Annotated in this window: 15 protein-coding genes; 8 read left to right on the forward strand and 7 right to left on the reverse strand. The window is 35.9% G+C overall.

The features are described from left to right. Nucleotides 1–14 precede the first annotated feature (14 nt). The gene (locus J2746_RS03425; protein WP_209616279.1) at nucleotides 15–323 is read right to left on the reverse strand and encodes a (2Fe-2S) ferredoxin domain-containing protein; all 309 of its coding nucleotides are present in this window, start codon (nucleotides 321–323) and stop codon (nucleotides 15–17) included. A gap of 334 nt (nucleotides 324–657) precedes the next feature. Between J2746_RS03425 and J2746_RS03430 the strand changes: the two genes are divergently transcribed. Further along, the gene (locus tag J2746_RS03430) at nucleotides 658–849 is read left to right on the forward strand and encodes a TRAM domain-containing RNA chaperone (RefSeq protein ID WP_209616283.1); all 192 of its coding nucleotides are present in this window, start codon (nucleotides 658–660) and stop codon (nucleotides 847–849) included. Nucleotides 850–944: 95 nt separating this feature from the next. Here the strand turns inward: J2746_RS03430 and J2746_RS03435 are convergent, their stop codons facing one another. After that, nucleotides 945–1,496, reverse strand: a complete 552-nt coding sequence (locus J2746_RS03435; protein ID WP_209616286.1) for a YkgJ family cysteine cluster protein — start codon at nucleotides 1,494–1,496, stop codon at nucleotides 945–947. A 159-nt stretch (nucleotides 1,497–1,655) separates the two neighbouring features. On the opposite strand from J2746_RS03435, the gene J2746_RS03440 reads away from it, so the two are divergent. Next, nucleotides 1,656–2,081, forward strand: a complete 426-nt coding sequence (locus tag J2746_RS03440) for a hypothetical protein (protein ID WP_209616289.1) — start codon at nucleotides 1,656–1,658, stop codon at nucleotides 2,079–2,081. Between the two features lie 57 nt (nucleotides 2,082–2,138). Here J2746_RS03440 and J2746_RS03445 read toward each other — a convergent pair whose 3' ends face one another. Continuing rightward, nucleotides 2,139–2,723 carry a YkgJ family cysteine cluster protein gene (locus J2746_RS03445; protein ID WP_209616292.1) on the reverse strand — a complete coding sequence of 195 codons (585 nt, stop codon included), beginning with the start codon at nucleotides 2,721–2,723 and terminating at the stop codon, nucleotides 2,139–2,141. Nucleotides 2,724–3,144: 421 nt separating this feature from the next. On the opposite strand from J2746_RS03445, the gene J2746_RS03450 reads away from it, so the two are divergent. Both J2746_RS03450 and J2746_RS03455 read left to right on the forward strand, forming a co-directional pair. After that, nucleotides 3,145–3,936, forward strand: coding sequence for an META domain-containing protein (locus tag J2746_RS03450; protein WP_209616295.1), 792 nt, complete (start codon nucleotides 3,145–3,147; stop codon nucleotides 3,934–3,936). A 100-nt stretch (nucleotides 3,937–4,036) separates the two neighbouring features. Continuing rightward, nucleotides 4,037–4,675: a hypothetical protein gene (locus tag J2746_RS03455; protein WP_209616298.1), complete on the forward strand. Its 639-nt coding sequence runs from the start codon at nucleotides 4,037–4,039 to the stop codon at nucleotides 4,673–4,675. A 479-nt stretch (nucleotides 4,676–5,154) separates the two neighbouring features. Here the strand turns inward: J2746_RS03455 and J2746_RS03460 are convergent, their stop codons facing one another. After that, on the reverse strand, nucleotides 5,155–6,375 hold the full coding sequence (locus J2746_RS03460; protein ID WP_209616300.1) for a TolB family protein: 1,221 nt from the start codon (nucleotides 6,373–6,375) through the stop codon (nucleotides 5,155–5,157). Between the two features lie 835 nt (nucleotides 6,376–7,210). Here J2746_RS03460 and J2746_RS03465 point away from each other — a divergent pair. After that, nucleotides 7,211–7,657 (forward strand): PEF-CTERM sorting domain-containing protein, encoded by a 447-nt coding sequence (locus tag J2746_RS03465; protein ID WP_209616303.1) that lies wholly within the window; start codon nucleotides 7,211–7,213, stop codon nucleotides 7,655–7,657. Between the two features lie 333 nt (nucleotides 7,658–7,990). Here the strand turns inward: J2746_RS03465 and J2746_RS03470 are convergent, their stop codons facing one another. Together J2746_RS03470 and J2746_RS03475 are read right to left on the reverse strand one after the other, a co-directional pair. Then, nucleotides 7,991–8,548 carry an FKBP-type peptidyl-prolyl cis-trans isomerase gene (locus J2746_RS03470; protein WP_209616307.1) on the reverse strand — a complete coding sequence of 186 codons (558 nt, stop codon included), beginning with the start codon at nucleotides 8,546–8,548 and terminating at the stop codon, nucleotides 7,991–7,993. 364 nt (nucleotides 8,549–8,912) lie between these two features. Next, entirely contained in the window at nucleotides 8,913–11,768 is a 2,856-nt protein-coding gene (locus J2746_RS03475) for a PGF-pre-PGF domain-containing protein (RefSeq protein WP_209616311.1), read from the reverse strand. 355 nt (nucleotides 11,769–12,123) lie between these two features. Between J2746_RS03475 and J2746_RS03480 the strand changes: the two genes are divergently transcribed. Both J2746_RS03480 and J2746_RS03485 read left to right on the forward strand, forming a co-directional pair. Continuing rightward, nucleotides 12,124–12,909, forward strand: coding sequence for a helix-turn-helix transcriptional regulator (locus tag J2746_RS03480; RefSeq protein WP_209616314.1), 786 nt, complete (start codon nucleotides 12,124–12,126; stop codon nucleotides 12,907–12,909). A 195-nt stretch (nucleotides 12,910–13,104) separates the two neighbouring features. Further along, entirely contained in the window at nucleotides 13,105–13,518 is a 414-nt protein-coding gene (locus J2746_RS03485) for a PPOX class F420-dependent oxidoreductase (RefSeq protein WP_209616317.1), read from the forward strand. 134 nt (nucleotides 13,519–13,652) lie between these two features. Here J2746_RS03485 and J2746_RS03490 read toward each other — a convergent pair whose 3' ends face one another. Continuing rightward, entirely contained in the window at nucleotides 13,653–14,348 is a 696-nt protein-coding gene (locus J2746_RS03490; protein WP_209616319.1) for a flavodoxin family protein, read from the reverse strand. Nucleotides 14,349–14,691: 343 nt separating this feature from the next. Here J2746_RS03490 and J2746_RS03495 point away from each other — a divergent pair, with 343 nt between their 5' ends. Continuing rightward, nucleotides 14,692–17,607, forward strand: a complete 2,916-nt coding sequence (locus J2746_RS03495; RefSeq protein WP_209616322.1) for a GLUG motif-containing protein — start codon at nucleotides 14,692–14,694, stop codon at nucleotides 17,605–17,607. Nucleotides 17,608–17,613: the final 6 nt, after the last annotated feature.

The following is a 17,613-nucleotide window of genomic DNA, read 5'->3' on the forward strand; positions in this document are numbered from 1 at the left end:
AAATTCATTGATTCTTATGATATGATCAACCTGTCGACGACTCCGCCTTCCTCGACCGCATCAAGTATGTCATCGACATCATCTTCAGTGACTTCGCCATACCATATCTGCTGAGGATATATCATTACTACCGGTCCTTTCTCGCAAAGACCAACACATCCGGTAGCAGTGACCATTACTTCACCTTCAAGGTCTCTGTCCATTACTTCTTCGGAAATCGTTGCTACAAGGTTATGTGATTTCTTGTTCTGGCAAGCTCCCTTTACTATTCCGTTCAGTCTTGTGCTTGCACAAACGAATATGTGTGTTTCTGGTTTTTGCATGATAAGCCTCCTTGGGTTTCTGCTTCAAACTATCTTTCTGATGCAATATACTAGGAAGGCAGTTACTGATGTTATAGTACATATAGTTATCTTACAAATCGATTTCAATCTTAAAAATATTAATTCTAAAATAATTTAATTTTATTTTTACAGGAGCAGTTATATATACTATACCTGCCATTGAAGAAGTGCTTTTAGAGTTTGAGACTAATTTGATAGATTATAAGTTTGGATAGTATAACTTTACTGTGTTACTGTTTTTTCGTATTTTCAACCAATGGTTGTATCTCTTTTTAAGCTAATCAATTAGGACGTGAAATATTTGTTTGATAACATGAATTCAACTGCTCCAGTAGAAGCTGGAGAAAACTATGATGTAACAATTGAAGATATTGCAAGAGAAGGCGACGGAATCGCAAGAGTAAGCGGTTTTGTGATCTTTGTCCCTGAGACAGAAATTGGTGATGAAGTAAACATAAAAATCAATAAAGTAATGAGCAAATTCGCATTTGGCGAAGTCGCTTAAATCTTATAATTGTTTACAACATATAGGAAATCATATTGTTGGTTTCCTTACTTTTTTAATTTGGCCTACATAAAGAACATTTTATTAGCTGATTTTTACTCCAGTCTTAACCGGAGATATTCTTTAAATGGTAACAGACTGTCAATTTTAAAAGCCAACATGGGAATTGGTAAACCTTCACTGAGTTTCATGAGAAATGAATCATGCGATTGCTTGAAGCTCTCTATTGTTTCAGAAGGAGGAGGTTTTCTTAGTACTTTATCAGAATATTCAATATAATCTTCGAATATGCAGGTTCCCATATCACATGGAAACAAAAGTAATAGATCTGGTTTGTTGCAGACATTAAAGGGGAACATGCGGCACATAGTTGGTCTCCAGTCATATACACTGCATTTATCTGTTTCCAGAAAAGGACAAGGAGGAGGTATTTTGTATTGATATTCTCCATCATAATTGCAGTATTTGATCTGATCTGCTTTATACTTTGATGCCCGTCCCAATATTTCCAGATCTTTTTCATCAAGATTAATGTCTGTCATTTTACAGCAGATAGCAGGACATGTGGATGGACGTGAATAATGGGAAAGTATCTCCTGAACAGTTTCAAAAAAAGGCAAATCACTAAGCCTTCTTTTTTTGTACATAATAATATGCTGGATTGATTTCTATTTTAATATTTCGAAATGATCTTATCAGGCATATATCCAGGTAAAGAATTAGTTCTGATTTTAACTTCCAAAAAAAGATTTAAAAACAAAAATTTGAAGTACTAACAAATTAACGTCATTGTGGAGGTTGGTATTATGGGTATACTTAGTGCACGAAATGTATTTGCAGGGCTGTTTTTTCTGATAGGTGGAGAGCTATCCAGTAGATTAATAGCTGATCTACTACCTGCAAATTATGAGAGTTATTTTTGGTTTGGTTTTCTCCCAAGTCTGATTATTGGTTTCACTGTTGGTTATCCGGCAGCTATTGTTGATCACTTGATTGCTAAAGATAGGTGGGGAACAGCCAAAGGCAGAGGTATTTATCTGGGTTTGTGTTTTGTTGTGGCTCAGACAATAAACTCAAATTTAATAATTGAAGAAATATTTGGAAGTAATATTATAATTTCGAATCTATTGGGTTTTGGTTATGATCAAATACTATCAAATTATATAGGAGAAGCTGTTCTCTTTTTGGCAGGATTTATTGGCGTTGGATTAATTCCTGAGAATAAGAAATAAAGACTTTATCAAGTCTGAAAAAAATAGATTTTCAAAAAAAGGACTAGCTATCAAATGCTAGCTGTTCTTAGCTTTTTTTGAAGACAGGAACATTGAAAAAATTTCAAGCTCATCAAAAGGTATCTGCATTTCTTTAAGAATAGATTTAGAATGGAAATCAACAAGTTCTGCTTCATATAAAGCTACGCTTTTTTGCCATTCTTCTTTTATTCTGGTTTTATCTTCATCAGAAGCTTTCGATTTTGAAAATGATCCAACTATTAATTCAGCAAAATCCCGGATAATCAAAAATCCAACAGGGCATGGCTGCAGTCCAACAGAGTTCCCGGATGTGTTGACCTTGAACGGATACATACCACAAACTGTAGGTCTGTTTTCGTACACTCCACACCTGCCGGATGCATTTAGAAAAGAGCAGGGTACATTCATCTGGTACAGCCCTGCACATAAACCTTCATTTGTAATCTTTTTGGCCTTTTCACTGTCTATGACAGTTAGAATTTTTACTTCATCTTCAAAAAAGTGTATCTGTCCGTTACAGCAGCAATGTGCTCCACATGTATCAGGACAGGGATAATGTTTCAAGATGTTCTGAACTACGCTATAACGAATCGATTTTTTAACAGCAGCGCTAATTTCCATTTACTCATTTTCACCTATTTTTAATCTATTCAGAAGATTCTGAATCTATTGTATAGATACTAAAAGTAGATATAATGGTTTTGGTCTTAAAAAAAAGTTTTGAAACATATTACAACCTAAAAAATAGATTAGAATGCTTTAATGATTAATAAGACCAGAATAAATCTTTTTTTTACAAAAATAACAACTAATATTCAGTATCTTACGTTCATTAAAACGAAAGAAATTATCTAAAACTTAAGAAATGCATGTCTATTTTGGGAGCACAGAAATTCTATCATTTAACTTGAAGCAAATTTGTAAATATGGAATTAATCTGTCTTATTGGATTGCAGCGATAAAGAATACTTCAAGTCAGTTTGAAGTTTAGGAAGTGCCTATATAATATCCTGTTATATTGGAATTCAAGGAGTATGAATATATGCAAATTATACGAAAAATACTGTCTTTACTTTTCATATGCACCCTGGTCACAGCCATCCTCTTAGTTTCCGGTTGTACTGAAACCTTGGATGATTCAGAAGATATTAATGGCGAAGCAGTGGAATCTGAAAACATTTCTCTTGATGATATCGCTGACATTGAATGGCAATGGTCGGAACTTGTTGAGGATGAAACTGACAGACAATCTGCAATCCCAAATCCGGAAAGCTACACTATTTCTTTTGAAAAAGATGGCACCTATTACATTAAGGCTGACTGCAACCAGGGTAGTGGAAGTTACACACTGAAAGAGAATGCGCTGACATTGGTTCCAGGACCAATAACACTTGCATACTGTGGCCAGGATTCTCTTGATGATCAATATCTGTCTCTCTTAAGTAATGTTACAACTGTCTCTATTGACAATAAACAGCTTATCCTCGGCATTGGAGATAGTGGTGAAAGCATGTTATTTGTAAAAGAGGAAGGAGCGGCAGACAACAATGAAGAATCTGAACCACTCAGTATTGTTAATGGAACAATATCTTCTTTTGATGATGGAGAGTCTCATCTAACATTCTTGCTTGAAAGCGAGGAAATAAGCAGTTCAGGGTACGCAAAAGGAATAAAATTTGTCATATCTGATGAAACCGTAATAGTGAACCCCAATGGAGGTCTTTTTGACGCAGAAAATCTAAAAGAGGGAATGGAATTAAGAGTGTTTTTTGAACCAACATTAACAAAAAGTATTCCACCTATCGGACAGGCTGAATTAATCAGATTAATCTGATTTTTTATTTCTTCCTTATTTTATTTTTAATTTTCATTGATATTTTGCATGAAATGAATCCCAGCAAGCATTTATAATGACAAATCTTAAAATAATATGTATGATCTGGGATAATTTCCTGTCTATAGTAGGTGAGAATACTGCTACTATTACATCCCTTGTGAGCATTATAACTGTAGGAATATGGGGGTTCTATGCTCATCTTTTATACCGGGACTATCGAAACCGGAACCATCCGAGGATACTTATTCAACAAGTCCCGGATTCCAGTGGAAATTCGCGTTGCTTGCTTATCAATATGAGTGAGAAAATATTGAATGTTCCATGTATATTTGTACTGGGATATGGAGAAAATGATCATATCTATAAAATGATTGTCAGTGATTACGAACAATTTGCTACTGAGATCCAAACAGGTCAGGTGACACCCATAGAGAATATTCAGCAAAGTACTCTATCTCCAGGAGATTTCATTTGCCTTGGCCGGTTCTCTTCTCTTTTACACAAACTGAAAAAATCGGATGATTATCCAATAAATATTCTGGAAATAAGAGTTGTGGCCTTTTTTGGTGCAATGGATAAACCAATTGGTGCTTACAGGCGTTTTTACATTAAATCAAAAAACGAACAATTAATCATTGCACCAAATAGACTAAACACAAAGCAGATGATATCTTTCCTGCAAAAAAGGAAAATCAAAGGCTGGATTGATGATTGTTTAAAATCAGAGTCTGAATGAATATTTACCAAAACAGCATTAATGCGAGATAATAAACTCTGTGATCGATTAAAGAATTAGTAAGGTGGCCACAAGGCAATGAAGTTTGTTACGGGATCGGGTTTCATTCCGTCCTGAATTTCGCTTCATTTTTCAGCTATGCGTTGATGAAGTTTATTACAGGATCAGGATTTATTCTGTCCTGAATGTTGCTTCATTCAAAGTTACGCATAAATGAAGTTTGTTACGGGATAGGGTTTTATTCCATCCAGAACGGTACTTCATTTTACAGCTTACTCCCTTATGACCAATTCTCTATATGTACTCAATGATATAAGCCACTGTCGGTCCTATTACTGTGAATTATTTTATGGACGTATAATAAAACTCACTACTGATTCTCCGGATGTCAAAACTTCCGGTTTCTGTTGAGTAATTTAGATAAAGTTCAGGAGTACATTAAAAATCAAAGGCCAGGCAAAAAAATTAAGAAGGGCAGGTTAGCCCTCATAATTCTGTATCAGATTAATGGTTCTCTCAGCTTGATCGATTAAAAAGTCAGCCTGGGCTGTATCTAGTCTGCCTTCCTCTACCATTTCATTAACGAACTTAATGAAATCCTTAAGTTTCTTGACGGCCTTGTCATAATCATCTTTATCAAGCTTATTGATTACATTGTTAAGTTTTACATTGAAGACTTTTTGGGTAGAAGAGTCTACATCGTGCAGATAATTAACATATTCTTTGAGATTGTCAATCGCTTCTGCAGGATCTTTTTCAATACTATCCAATGTGAACATATATATATCCTTGTTTCCGTTACGTCCATCCGTCCAGACAATCTTGTTTTTATAGATAGAAGGATCTGTTTGGGAATCTTTATTAGTAGTTATCTGGTGTTCAGTCCCTGAAGTGAGATTATACATGTAAATATCAATGTTACCATTACGGTAATCTTCCCAAACAATGATATCCTCATAAATTGCAGGGTCAAACTGAGCGGATTCATTTATGGTTATTTGGGATTCATTGCCTGAAGTGAGATTATACATGTAAATATCAATGTTACCATTACGATAATCTTCCCAAACGATGAGATCTTCATAGATTGCCGGGGTTTGTTGAATGGATTCATTTTTAGTTACCTGGTCTTCGACACCTGAAGTGGTATTATACATGTAGATATCAAGAGTACGGACGTCTCCCCAAACGATGAAATCTTCATAGATTGCAGGAGACCATTGAGATTGGTCGTATACAGCTACAGAAGATTCACTTTTTGAAGTGATATTGTACATGTAGATATCACCTAGATTATCATAACGGTAATCAGTCCATACTATCAAGTCACCATAGATTGAGGGATATAGTTGATTGGATTTGTTTGTTGTTATTGGCAACTCCTCACCAGAGGTGATATTGTACATGTAGATATCACGATTTCCAGTACGGTTATCGTGCCAAACAATTCTATCTTCGTATATTGCAGGAGCTGTCTGGTAGTATATGTCTGCAGTTATCTGGAATTCAGTGTCTGAAGTGATATTGTACATGTAGATATCGCGATTTCCATTTCGCAGGTCTTGCCAGACAATTATGTCTTTGTAAATCACGGGATCATATTGACCTGATACGTTCACAGTTATCTGTTCTTCGATACCTTGCGCAAGTATGGGACCATTAGCTTCTACAGTTTCCATGCTTACTGTGAGTAACATCATAAAAAAACAAATCAAGATTTTGTTTCTGGTTTTCATAAAACCCCTCCCATTATGCAATTTAAATGCTTGAAAAAGCACTTATGTAATAGTTATTAGATTGCAAAGGAATATGATTTTTGAAGCTTTTATCCTAAACATTATTACTAATCAAAAATGGAGATGAATTTCACAAATTCTGAATACAAAATTTTACTCAGAAATAAATTCAACATAGATTTATATTGAAGTTTAAAATATACACACATGTATTTAATGAGATTTTAAAAACTGTTGAAAGTTGTGTGTGCACAAAAGCACACCATTTTCTTTTACCATTTTTTGGTATATATTTCAAAACAGTGGTGCAGGATAATAGTAATAATGAAAAAATAAACAAACTTGAGCATCATTATAAAAAAATGACACCGATCTTTTATCGGTGTCCTGCAGCATAAGAGTATTCTAAACTAATTAAGATGGTGGTACAATGTTTGCTTTAGTTCAGAATACAAATAATAGTTTTTTGCTCATGATATATACGATGTGCGAAATAATATTCCTTAGGATTAATCAGAAGTAATGAGATACCGATACTGGAATAGTTTTTTTTATTAAAACATCTAAAAACCAAGATGACATCTTCAAAATACATTAGTAGACCTTACTTTTTTACTATTTCTACTAAAAATAATACAAATTATTGTTTATTTATCAATTGCTTTCTTAAATTAAATATCCGCCATTTTATCTTAAGTAAGAATTGTTCGAAAAGAATATCTTCATGGAAAAGAAAAAGTATATTGGGTATATCTGATAGTGGAAATACTCAAAATGTAGCATAGGATAGGGGGTTTAAATGAAAAGAATACTAGTATCAATTCTTGTATTAATGTTGGGCATATCATTGGCTATAGCAGCCTCCGAAGATGATGAATGTACATATGCTGGTTGTGAGGGAGCATCTTACACAAAATTTGATGGATGGTCAGGTGTTTTGGATGGCAACACACAAAACGGCGTGACTATTCACGATGCAACTATGGTTAGTTTTAACTGGAGCTCAACCAATCCGGTATGTGCAGTTTACGTAAAGGCAGGAACTAATAACAACACTTATACATATGGTTGTGATAATCCAGCATACAGCGATAACAACCTTGTTTCACCTACGACTCAGGATATTAGTCATGTAACATTTTGCTTCTGCGATGGCGGGGAGGAGATTCCTGAATTCCCAACAATTGCGCTTTCAGTAGCTGCAATAATTGGTCTTGCATTCTTCTTCCGGCGCAGGAAGGATTAATAATTAATTGATTGGAGGTTTTTAGCCTCCATCTGTTTTTAATTTTATTCATGACTCAATAAGCTTTGACTGATTTCCCCTCCTTCTGTGTATTTAAATTGAATTTCCTTCCACTTAAGATCCTATTCTTCATTCGCTTGAGTGTAATCCTATCCTTAATCTCAAATTACCTTTCTCCTCTGGAGTTGAAAATAATAACCACTCTTTGAAAACTTCGTAGGAGCTAAGAAGGTTACTGAGAAGTTTAATACCTGGATTAACAAAAAAGTAGCTTAAAGGAAACAGTTTATTATGTGAGTTATGTTCTGTCCCTTTCCACCTAAATCCATATTATCAGGCTTTCTCTATTGAGACCATTTCTATTGTGAATGTCAGAGCCTTACCTGCCAGCCGGGTATTACAGTCAATAGTAACATTTTTGTCGGTGATGTTGACTACAACACCAACCTGATTTTGAGTGGTCACTTTCTGACCAATGACCGGAGTGATATTAGCTGCGTGTAATTCTTCCACAGGTACAGATATCAGAAGTGCTGGACAATAGGCACCATATACATTTTCCGGAGGTATAACCACTGTTTTGATATCATCTACCTCCATACCCATCACCGCATCATCAAAACCCTTCATTGCTTGTCCCTCTCCGACTACAAAAGATAAAGGTTCATAGTTCCTGTTAGAATTGTAAATACCTTCTCTTCTTGCAACTTCCTCCATGGAAGTGTCAAATATGGTTCCATCATCCAGAGTTCCCGTATAATTCACAGAAACAAAGTCCCCTTGCTCTACCTTTGTGGCATTGTCAGACTCGGTGCACCCACTGATCAGCAATGAACAAATCAATATTATGAATAAGATATTCTTCACATGCCCACCCCATTTTAGATCCATAAACATCATCTCCCTGTCAGAAGACCAATTTACATTAATAATTTTCTAACAATTAAATGTGAAACTTCAAAGTATATAAGAATAGTGAATACTGTCTTTTTGTCTCATATTGAGGGAAAATAACTTCACATTATTTCAAGCAACTTAAGAGGACAATAACAGAATATAGCGACCATCCTGAACCTGAATTTGAAGGTGACATTGTTCTTTTTCAAAGGAGACACTTGAAATCCAAAGAACGCACGGACAATGGAATTTTTAATAGTCCTTTGTATTAAATTAAGAAAAATGTAATAGCATAGAAAACTTTTATTCCAACTGTTCATGGGAGGACAATGCAAAAATAAAAAATAAAAGTGGAGTTTTAACTCTGCCTTTTATTATACATAACAAATACAAATACAAGCAGTAAGAAAAATCCTCCCAGCATACCTAAAATGGATGCAGAACTATTTGTGAATTCTGTTTCTTCTGCTGTAGTTTCTTCTGCTGTAGTTTCTTCTGCTGTAGTTTCTTCTGAACGTGCATCATTAACTGACTTCAGAATGTTCTCTTTGACACTATCTAAAACCTCAGCTTTCTCTACTTCTTCTGATCCAATTGCGAAAGGAGAGAATCCCGGCGTACTTGCCTCAAAGTAAATGAATTCATCGTCTTCCTCCACAACAGATGTTGGAAGTGGATTCCACGAAACATCCGAATATCTGTACAGGTTCACTGTGCTTTCTTCAATGTTGTTCTCTTCAAGCCATGACCTTTCAACCTTGAAAGTAATCAATAGATTCTCAACATTATCCGGATTTACGAAGCCGGATTTACCAACCCAGATGTTTACCTTCTGATAGACAATTCCTGGAGCATCAACATCTGCAAATGATGATCTTTCCTTCAGCACTTCAACAATTGTTGATATCTTACCGGAGTTCTTCAGAGAATCGAACTGGACAGATGTGATAGCATTACCTTCTTTCGTAAACTTATAATTGATGTGGGAGTTCTTATTGATGAATATGCTTAGCACATCCTTTACAAGGATGTTCTCATACTTTTCACCGGTAGTGCCTCCACCGCCGCCACCACCTGATGAAGAGCTAACATCGACTTTAGAATTATGATCTACATTGCCTATTTCATCATCTACTGTATCACTCACAGTAAGTCCATAAGTCGAGAAATGAGACACATAGGTTGTCCAGCATTCTTTGCCGTCAATAATATCTATTGAAGTTGAACAATTATCCCATTTGTATGTAGTTTCATTGTAGTAACGAATGGAAACGTCTTCTTCTGTCATTCCATCAGGCAAAACCACTGAATCTGTAGGTATTGCAATCAATGCACCTGACATATTCTCTGCAAGAGTCTCATCCAGATCGACATCAAAGAAATAAAGACCTATAGAACCATCAGTCAAATCTTCTATTGGTTGAGTACTTTCTGTTACGATTATACTACCAGTAGTATCGTTTGTTCCATTAAAAATAATGAACATACCAAATTTACTACTGTTGAATAGACCAGTTCCATCCTCATAGCTTACAGTGTCGAAGTACATTATGGAAGTGCTTTCACCACTATTACCTGCAAGATCAGTTCCTGTTACATTCACATAGAACAGATTCTCAGTACCCAGTGGGAAACAGCCTGTCCATTTGTTGCCATCCTGATGGACTATGATCGGTTCAGAGTTCACTTCAACAAGAGGATTGTCAGTCATGTTTTCGGAAACACTTATAGAGATATTCCTATGTGTATCATTATATTGAGAAGTTACTGAGGAAAATACAGGAGATGTGTGATCGACTACCACCAGTATGTCAGATATCGTGGAATTAGTATTCAATGCAGCATCGGATGCAGTTACATTAAGGTTATATATTCCTTCATCAAGTGATGAAAGGTCGAACACAGCTGTCCATTTATTGTTGATAAACTCTGCATTTATGCAAGTGTTGTAACTTGAAAAAGCAGGATCAAGGATGTATTCCACAAAGTTAGCATCCCCGGATACTGATGTGTTCACCATAAGTTCAAAGTTACTATATACATATTTTCCCTGAGTGCCATTACCAAAGATGTCATCAATATCAATAATAGGAGCGGTGTTATCTACGACAACCCCTATTTCTTCTGACGCTATATGGTCGAATTCGTCAAAACTTGTCAGGATCACGGTGTAAGTCCCGTCAGAAACTGGTTCACCAAACTGTTTGCTTGCATTCCATGTCAAGGTCAAGTTATATTCACCGGAAATTATAGATTCTGTCAGGTTCTCAGTGAAAACCGTATATCCTGAACTGTTAACAATCGAGAACTCACTTCCAAGTGAGAACATATCACTGCTGCTGAGAATTATAGCTACCGGATTTTTCACGCTTATATTGCTATTAAATCCAACACTTATATTGACAAAAGGAGCACCATCATCGACTATTATTTTCTCTGTAACCTCGGATGACCAGACATCATCGTTATCCTGAACCTTGAAATAGATCGTATGTTCTCCTGCAGACAGAGATGATGTGGAGAAGTTATTAGAGATGCTCAATAAGCCATCAATGCTTGAACTCCAGTTATAACCTGTGACCACACCATCTGAATCTGTTCCTGAACCAATGAAAATAATATCTGCACCTTTAACTGCAGGATCAGGAGAGATGAACGAAATAGAAGCGGTTGGTGAATTGTTCGATCCTGATGATGTTTCCGTGTTTATGATGACAAAACCGTCGTTCATCGTACCAGGTAAATCAACATTATTGCTGTCTTTGAGTACTACATTGTTCAGATCAAGGACATAGGGGCCATCTGCTGCATCGGCTAATACAGTGAACTCAATGGTTAACATTATACCAGATACAGATTCATATGTCCCGGCGGTAGATGCAATACCATATGTAATCGTACCTATACCATCATCACCACTTTCCGGCTCAACAAGTGCTCCGGCTCCAAGCAAGTTTTCATTGGTTATACTTTTCACCATGAGAATAGAAGAATTGTAATCCAACTGCAGGCTTACAGCACGCAGGTCAGATGTATTGGAATCGACAAGTACATTGACCTGGAATGTATCATTTGCACCGTACTCACTGGTCTGCGGATCTACTGACGCCGATGGTGCAGCTGCTGTAAGTCCTATGCCTGCCAAAAAACATACACAAAATATTAAAAAGTAAGCAGTATAATTGGTTATTTTTTTCCATGTTGTTTTTGTCATAATTTCACCTTTACATCAGGCTTAAGACTGATATGCTTCCGCAAATCCAACTTTGTTTGTATCCACCCCTGATGTTCCTGAAAAAAGAATAGCTAAAGCTAATAAAACAATTAATTATTTCTTGCACACTCCTCCACCTATTTGAAATTCCTGCTAGAAGATTGGGCTGTGATTATAAGTAGATTCCTATTTTCTACAGACTTTCAATTTCATGCTTGTTGGTAATGGAACAACAATCAATGAAAAGAGTGACAAGGTCAAGCCTGCTGCACTTTAGTATATCGGCAAGGAAGCAAACATAAAAGTACATATATCTTAGAATTGAAATAAGGTCTGGTCGCAGGATGTGAATTGAGTGAAAAAACGATTACTTGATGTGATATTTGCTTCTGAAAAACGAAAGGATGTGCTATTGTTCTTGCAGGATGGACCAAAAGAAATGGACACTCTACTTGAGTTATTGGACACAACCAGACATTCATTGCTTCCCCAAACGAAGATCCTGAAGGAACATCATCTGATTTTTCAACATGATGACACCTATGAACTAACAAAACTTGGGAAACTTATTGTTGAAAAAATGGTTCCTTTACTGAATAACACCGAACTTTTTGATGAGGATATTGATTACTGGGGTACTCATGACTTTGGTTTTATTCCTCCTCACCTACTTGAAAGAATAAATGAACTCGGAAATTGTCAAATAATAGAACCTTGTCTGAACGAATTGTATGAACTTAACAACAAATTCCAACAGGAAATTATCAGGTCAGATTCCTTTCATTTAATTACTCAAATAACTCATCATAACTTTCCTGAGCTATTCGCTGAAATGATTGAAAACAATGTAGAGATTTATGATATAATTAGCCAGGATTTATTTGATTCGTTATTAGCAAATCGTTATACAGACTTTAAGAAAATAATAGAAAACGAACTGGTTCACATTTATGTTCATCCTATGGATATTGATTTTATGTATATTGGATATAATGATCATAACTTAATGCTGAGTCTATTGACAATAAATGGTGAATTCGATAATAAATATCTACTTTGCGAAGGTTCAGGTACCCTCCAATGGGGAAAGGAAGTTTTCGACTACTATTTGGAGAACTCTACGCCAATAACAGAGCTTTAAACACAATATATTTTTTTATAAACAACTAAATGATACACAACCACCACTTGTGCTTTTAGAACAAATGTGCACAGAGACTTCCCATTATAAGAATTGTAGTAGCTTAGTTAGAGTTAAAGAAAAGGCTTTCTAATAACCAAATTTTAATAAGTGATTGGAAATTTTCATACAAACGAAGTGATTATTTTGAAAAAAATGAATATAGATGAAATTCGGGAATATCTGCTGGAAAGTCCGCGTACCGGTAAGCTTGCCACTCTGAAAAAAGATGGAAGTCCACATGTGTCTCCTATATGGTTTGATTTGGACGATAATGGAAATATCGTTTTTATAACCAGGGATGGATATCTGAAAAATGAAAATATTCGACAAGATCCAAGAGTTGCTTTATGTGTTGATGATGAGCAGCCACCATTCTCTTATGTGATTGTTGAAGGCAGGGTCTCAATTCCTGAGAACCAGAAACCTCTCAAATATTGGTCTGCTCGCATAAGTGGTAGATATATGGATGATGAAAACTATGCTAAACGATATAGTGCTGAAACTGGATACTCTCTGGTAATATTGAAGCCGACTAAAATTCTTGGATATACTAATATTACTGATTAATCTTCTTCTCTCAGTTATCAGCCTATTGAAGGATAAAATGGATAATTCACTCAGTTTAAAACCTTCAGGAGCTAAGAAGATTATTGAAGAGTTTAATTACTGGATGAATAAGAAGGTAGCTTGCAAAGAAGATTTTAAGCCTGTGCTTCATCCCAGTACTGATTAACACCCTCTATAAATTCATCATCACTTATCAGTTCGGCATGAATACTTTTAATTATGTCTTCTGAAACCTGACCTTCGTTTACCATTTCTTTGCCGGCTTCTCGCAGCGCATCATAAAATTCGTTTATTCTTTTTTTGACATTTTCATCAGGCCATTCCTCTAATACTCCTCCACTATTTCGGTAGACTTCCAGTACGGGATTCTGAGACGCCATATATGCTTTGAATAGATCAAAATTGTGTTCTCCGGGAAATCCTGCATTTGCAATCATAAAAAAACGTGGATAGTGCATTCTTTCCTCGTGATAACAGCCTCCATCTTCATTTTTGTGAATGTGTGGAGTTGCAGTAGGTAGCAGCCTTTCATTGAATTTTTTTAATATTGAGGTCATGAATAATCCATAGACTGGAGTGGCCATTCCTACATAATCCGATTCATAAAAAATATCTATAAGATCAGACATATCGTCATCGATTACACATTTTCCGGGAGTTTTAGTCCAGCAACTAAAACAACCACAACAATGATTGATATTATACTCAGTCAGGAATATTTCTTCTGTCTGAGCACCTGCTTGTCTGGCCCCCTCCAATAAAGGATCAACAATTCGATGGGAATTGCTTTTCCTTCCTCTGGGACTACCATTAAAAACAGTTATTTTCATATTAATTCTCCTATTTTGGGTTTTGTAGAGAAACTCTCCTCTAACTTTAATTGAAATATAATCTTATAAAAAGAAATGTATTTCAGGCATTTGCTCGCACTAAAAATGCAATTTCTATCTCAGTGATTATTCAAATGAGGATCTCTACAAAGCCCAGAATTTGATATTTATTAAAATAACTATTGAAAGGCATCTTCAAATATCTCTATATACTACAAAAAAATGATATCTACACAGGGGAATTTTTATGTGGGCCTATAAAAGTACTAATAGTTTGGAAATTGAACAATTAAGATATAAAAACCCAGTCATTTTATTTTTAAAGTTATTTACAATTGCTTTATTGATTTTTCTCTTCCTTCCACCAGCATCAGCATTTTCTGGTGGTGATGGCTCAGAAACAAATCCATATCAGATATCTAATGTCTATGAGTTGCAGGACATGAACCAGAATCTGACTGCAAATTATGTACTGATCAATGACATTGATGCAAGCGCTACATCTGAATGGAACGATGGCGCTGGGTTTGAACCTGTTGGGAATTACAAAACACATCTTCAATTCACAGGTTCTTTGAAAGGAAACAACCACAGTATTAATGATTTATACATCAACAGGTCTTCATCTTTTTATGTAGGATTATTTGGATATACTGGACAGGGTTCTAAAATCAAATACGTTGGCCTTACAGAATTTAATGTTACGGGGAATTACTATGTTGGAGGTCTTGCTGGATATAACAATGGTGGCATCATCAGCGATTCACATTCTACTGGAGAAATTACTGGAAGAAATAATGTAGGTGGATTAATTGGTCACAATGATGGTGGTACGATAACCGATTTGTCTTCTTCCGGAGAAATTACCGGATATTTACATGTTGGTGGAATTGTTGGGTATAATGATAATGGAGTAGTAAGTTGTTCCTATTCAGATGTAAATATTACACAAGGTTCTGAGGTAGGAGGCCTTATCGGAGTAAACAATCATGGTAGTAGAATTACTTCTTCACATTCTACTGGAAACATTTCTGGATACGATACAGTAGGTGGACTCGTTGGAGGGAATTGTGATAGCGAAGTCATCAATTCCTATTCTACTGGAAATGTCACTGGAGATATGCATATTGGTGGACTCGTTGGAACTAATGGATGGTCCGGGCATGATGGATGCATAATAGATTCTTATTCTACAGGAGATGTTTCTGGAAATGGTCGTATAGGTGGATTGGTTGGAAGGAATTGGTACGGAGAAATAGAAAATTCCTATTCTACAGGTGAAGTTACGGGGTATTATTTTGTCGGTGGACTTCTTGGATATAATGAAGGTGGCACACTAAGCAGAACCAATTCCACTGGAATGGTCATTGGCGATAATCATGTGGGAGGGCTTGTTGGATGGAACTATAATGATGCCATAATAGCGAACTCATATTCTATGGGAGAAGTAATTGGAAACTACTATATCGGCGGGCTTGTTGGCCAGAACTCAGGATCAATTATATCTGATTCTTATTCCAGAGGAAATGTTAGTGCAAATAATAGTGCAGGTGGTCTTGTTGGTTACAATACTGGCAGTGGCACAATAAGCAATTCAGATTCTTCTGGTGAAGTTTTAGGAAAGGAACGGGTAGGTGGCTTAGTTGGATCCAGTAGATATGCTACGACAATAGATTCCCATTCTATTGGAAATGTTTTTGGAGTTGATGAGGTAGGTGGACTTGTAGGACATAGTTATCAATCAATTCTTGAAAATACCTATTCCACTGGTGCAGTTTCGGGAAATAATATGGTGGGAGGCCTTGTTGGGTATACTCAATCTTTAGGAGGATATAAAACATCGATAATAAGTAGTTCATGTTCCTCCGGACATGTCAGTGGAAATGATCAGGTAGGAGGATTTATTGGATCTAATAGCCTGACTGCAATAAACAACACATATTCTATTGGAGACGTTATAGGGAACGATCAGGTAGGGGGATTTATAGGATGTAATATGTTCGGTCCAATGACCATAGGCAATTCATATTCTATAGGGGAAGTTTCAGGAAATAGCAGAGTAGGTGGTTTTGTCGGAAGGCATTGGTATAATGCAACGATAAATGATTCTTACTGGAACACTGAAACATCAGGTCAGTCAACAAGTGCAGGTGGGGAAGCTCGAACCATTATTGAAATGAAATATCCTTACATGTCTAATACTTACGTTAACTGGGATTTTGAGAATATATGGTCTATTCATCCTGATATTAATGATGGATACCCATATTTACGTGTATTCATTGATAGAGATATGCCATCAACACCAACAGATCTCTCTTTTGACAAAGGTAATTTCTATGTAAATTGGTCATGGAATTCCGGTGCAAATACGGATTCGTTCAATGTCAGTGTAAATGGTATCTGGCATAATGGGACAACATATCATTATTTTAATGACACACCGTTAGACTCACATGGAACATCTTCAATAGTCGTCTATGCGTTCAATAAAAGCAAGAATACCCTATCAAGGCCCGTTTCATCAAGTGTTCAATTGGATAATAATCCTATTACAATCACAGGGCTTTCTGATATTGAAATAAATGAAGGAGAGGCAGTGTATATCAATGCGGATTTTGAAGACCTGGACGGTGATGTGCCATTCTTCAATTGTTCCAGAAAAGACCTTTTCCAGGGTTTCAATAATAAAACCGGTGTAGGTTCGTGGGTTACCGGGCAGGATGATGCAGGTGTCTATGATATACTTTTTGAAGTCACTGATGGTTATGGATCAACAGATTCCCAGTGTATTAGTATTATTGTAAAAGATTATCCTGAAGAACCGGAGTTTGTTTTTACAATTACAGATGATGTCGATAAAACATCACTTGGTTCAGAGTTAATATATGAGATTAGTTTGAAGAACACAGGAAGTATTGAACTTACAAATGTTTCAATTCGCAACCCTCTTCCTTCTGAATTGAATTTTATATCGGCACCCAATGCCAAATTCAATTCGAGCACCAAATGTGTGATTATAGATTTGGGAGCTTTATCTTCAGGTGAGTCTGTAAAGTTCCTTATTACAACAAAAGCAGTAGTATGTGGTACTATAATTAATTCTGCAATAATGAACTGTGAGCAGCATGAGTCTGCTTCTTGTTCAGATAAAACTGAGGTTGTTGACAATGAAGAAATACCTGAGTTTTCAACAATAGTCATACCTATGTTAATTATAGTTGGAATTGCACTGGTATTTACAAGGAAGAAGGAATAAGCTATC

Origin of the sequence: Methanolobus bombayensis (assembly GCF_017873415.1) — an archaeon.
Taxonomy (GTDB): domain Archaea; phylum Halobacteriota; class Methanosarcinia; order Methanosarcinales; family Methanosarcinaceae; genus Methanolobus; species Methanolobus bombayensis.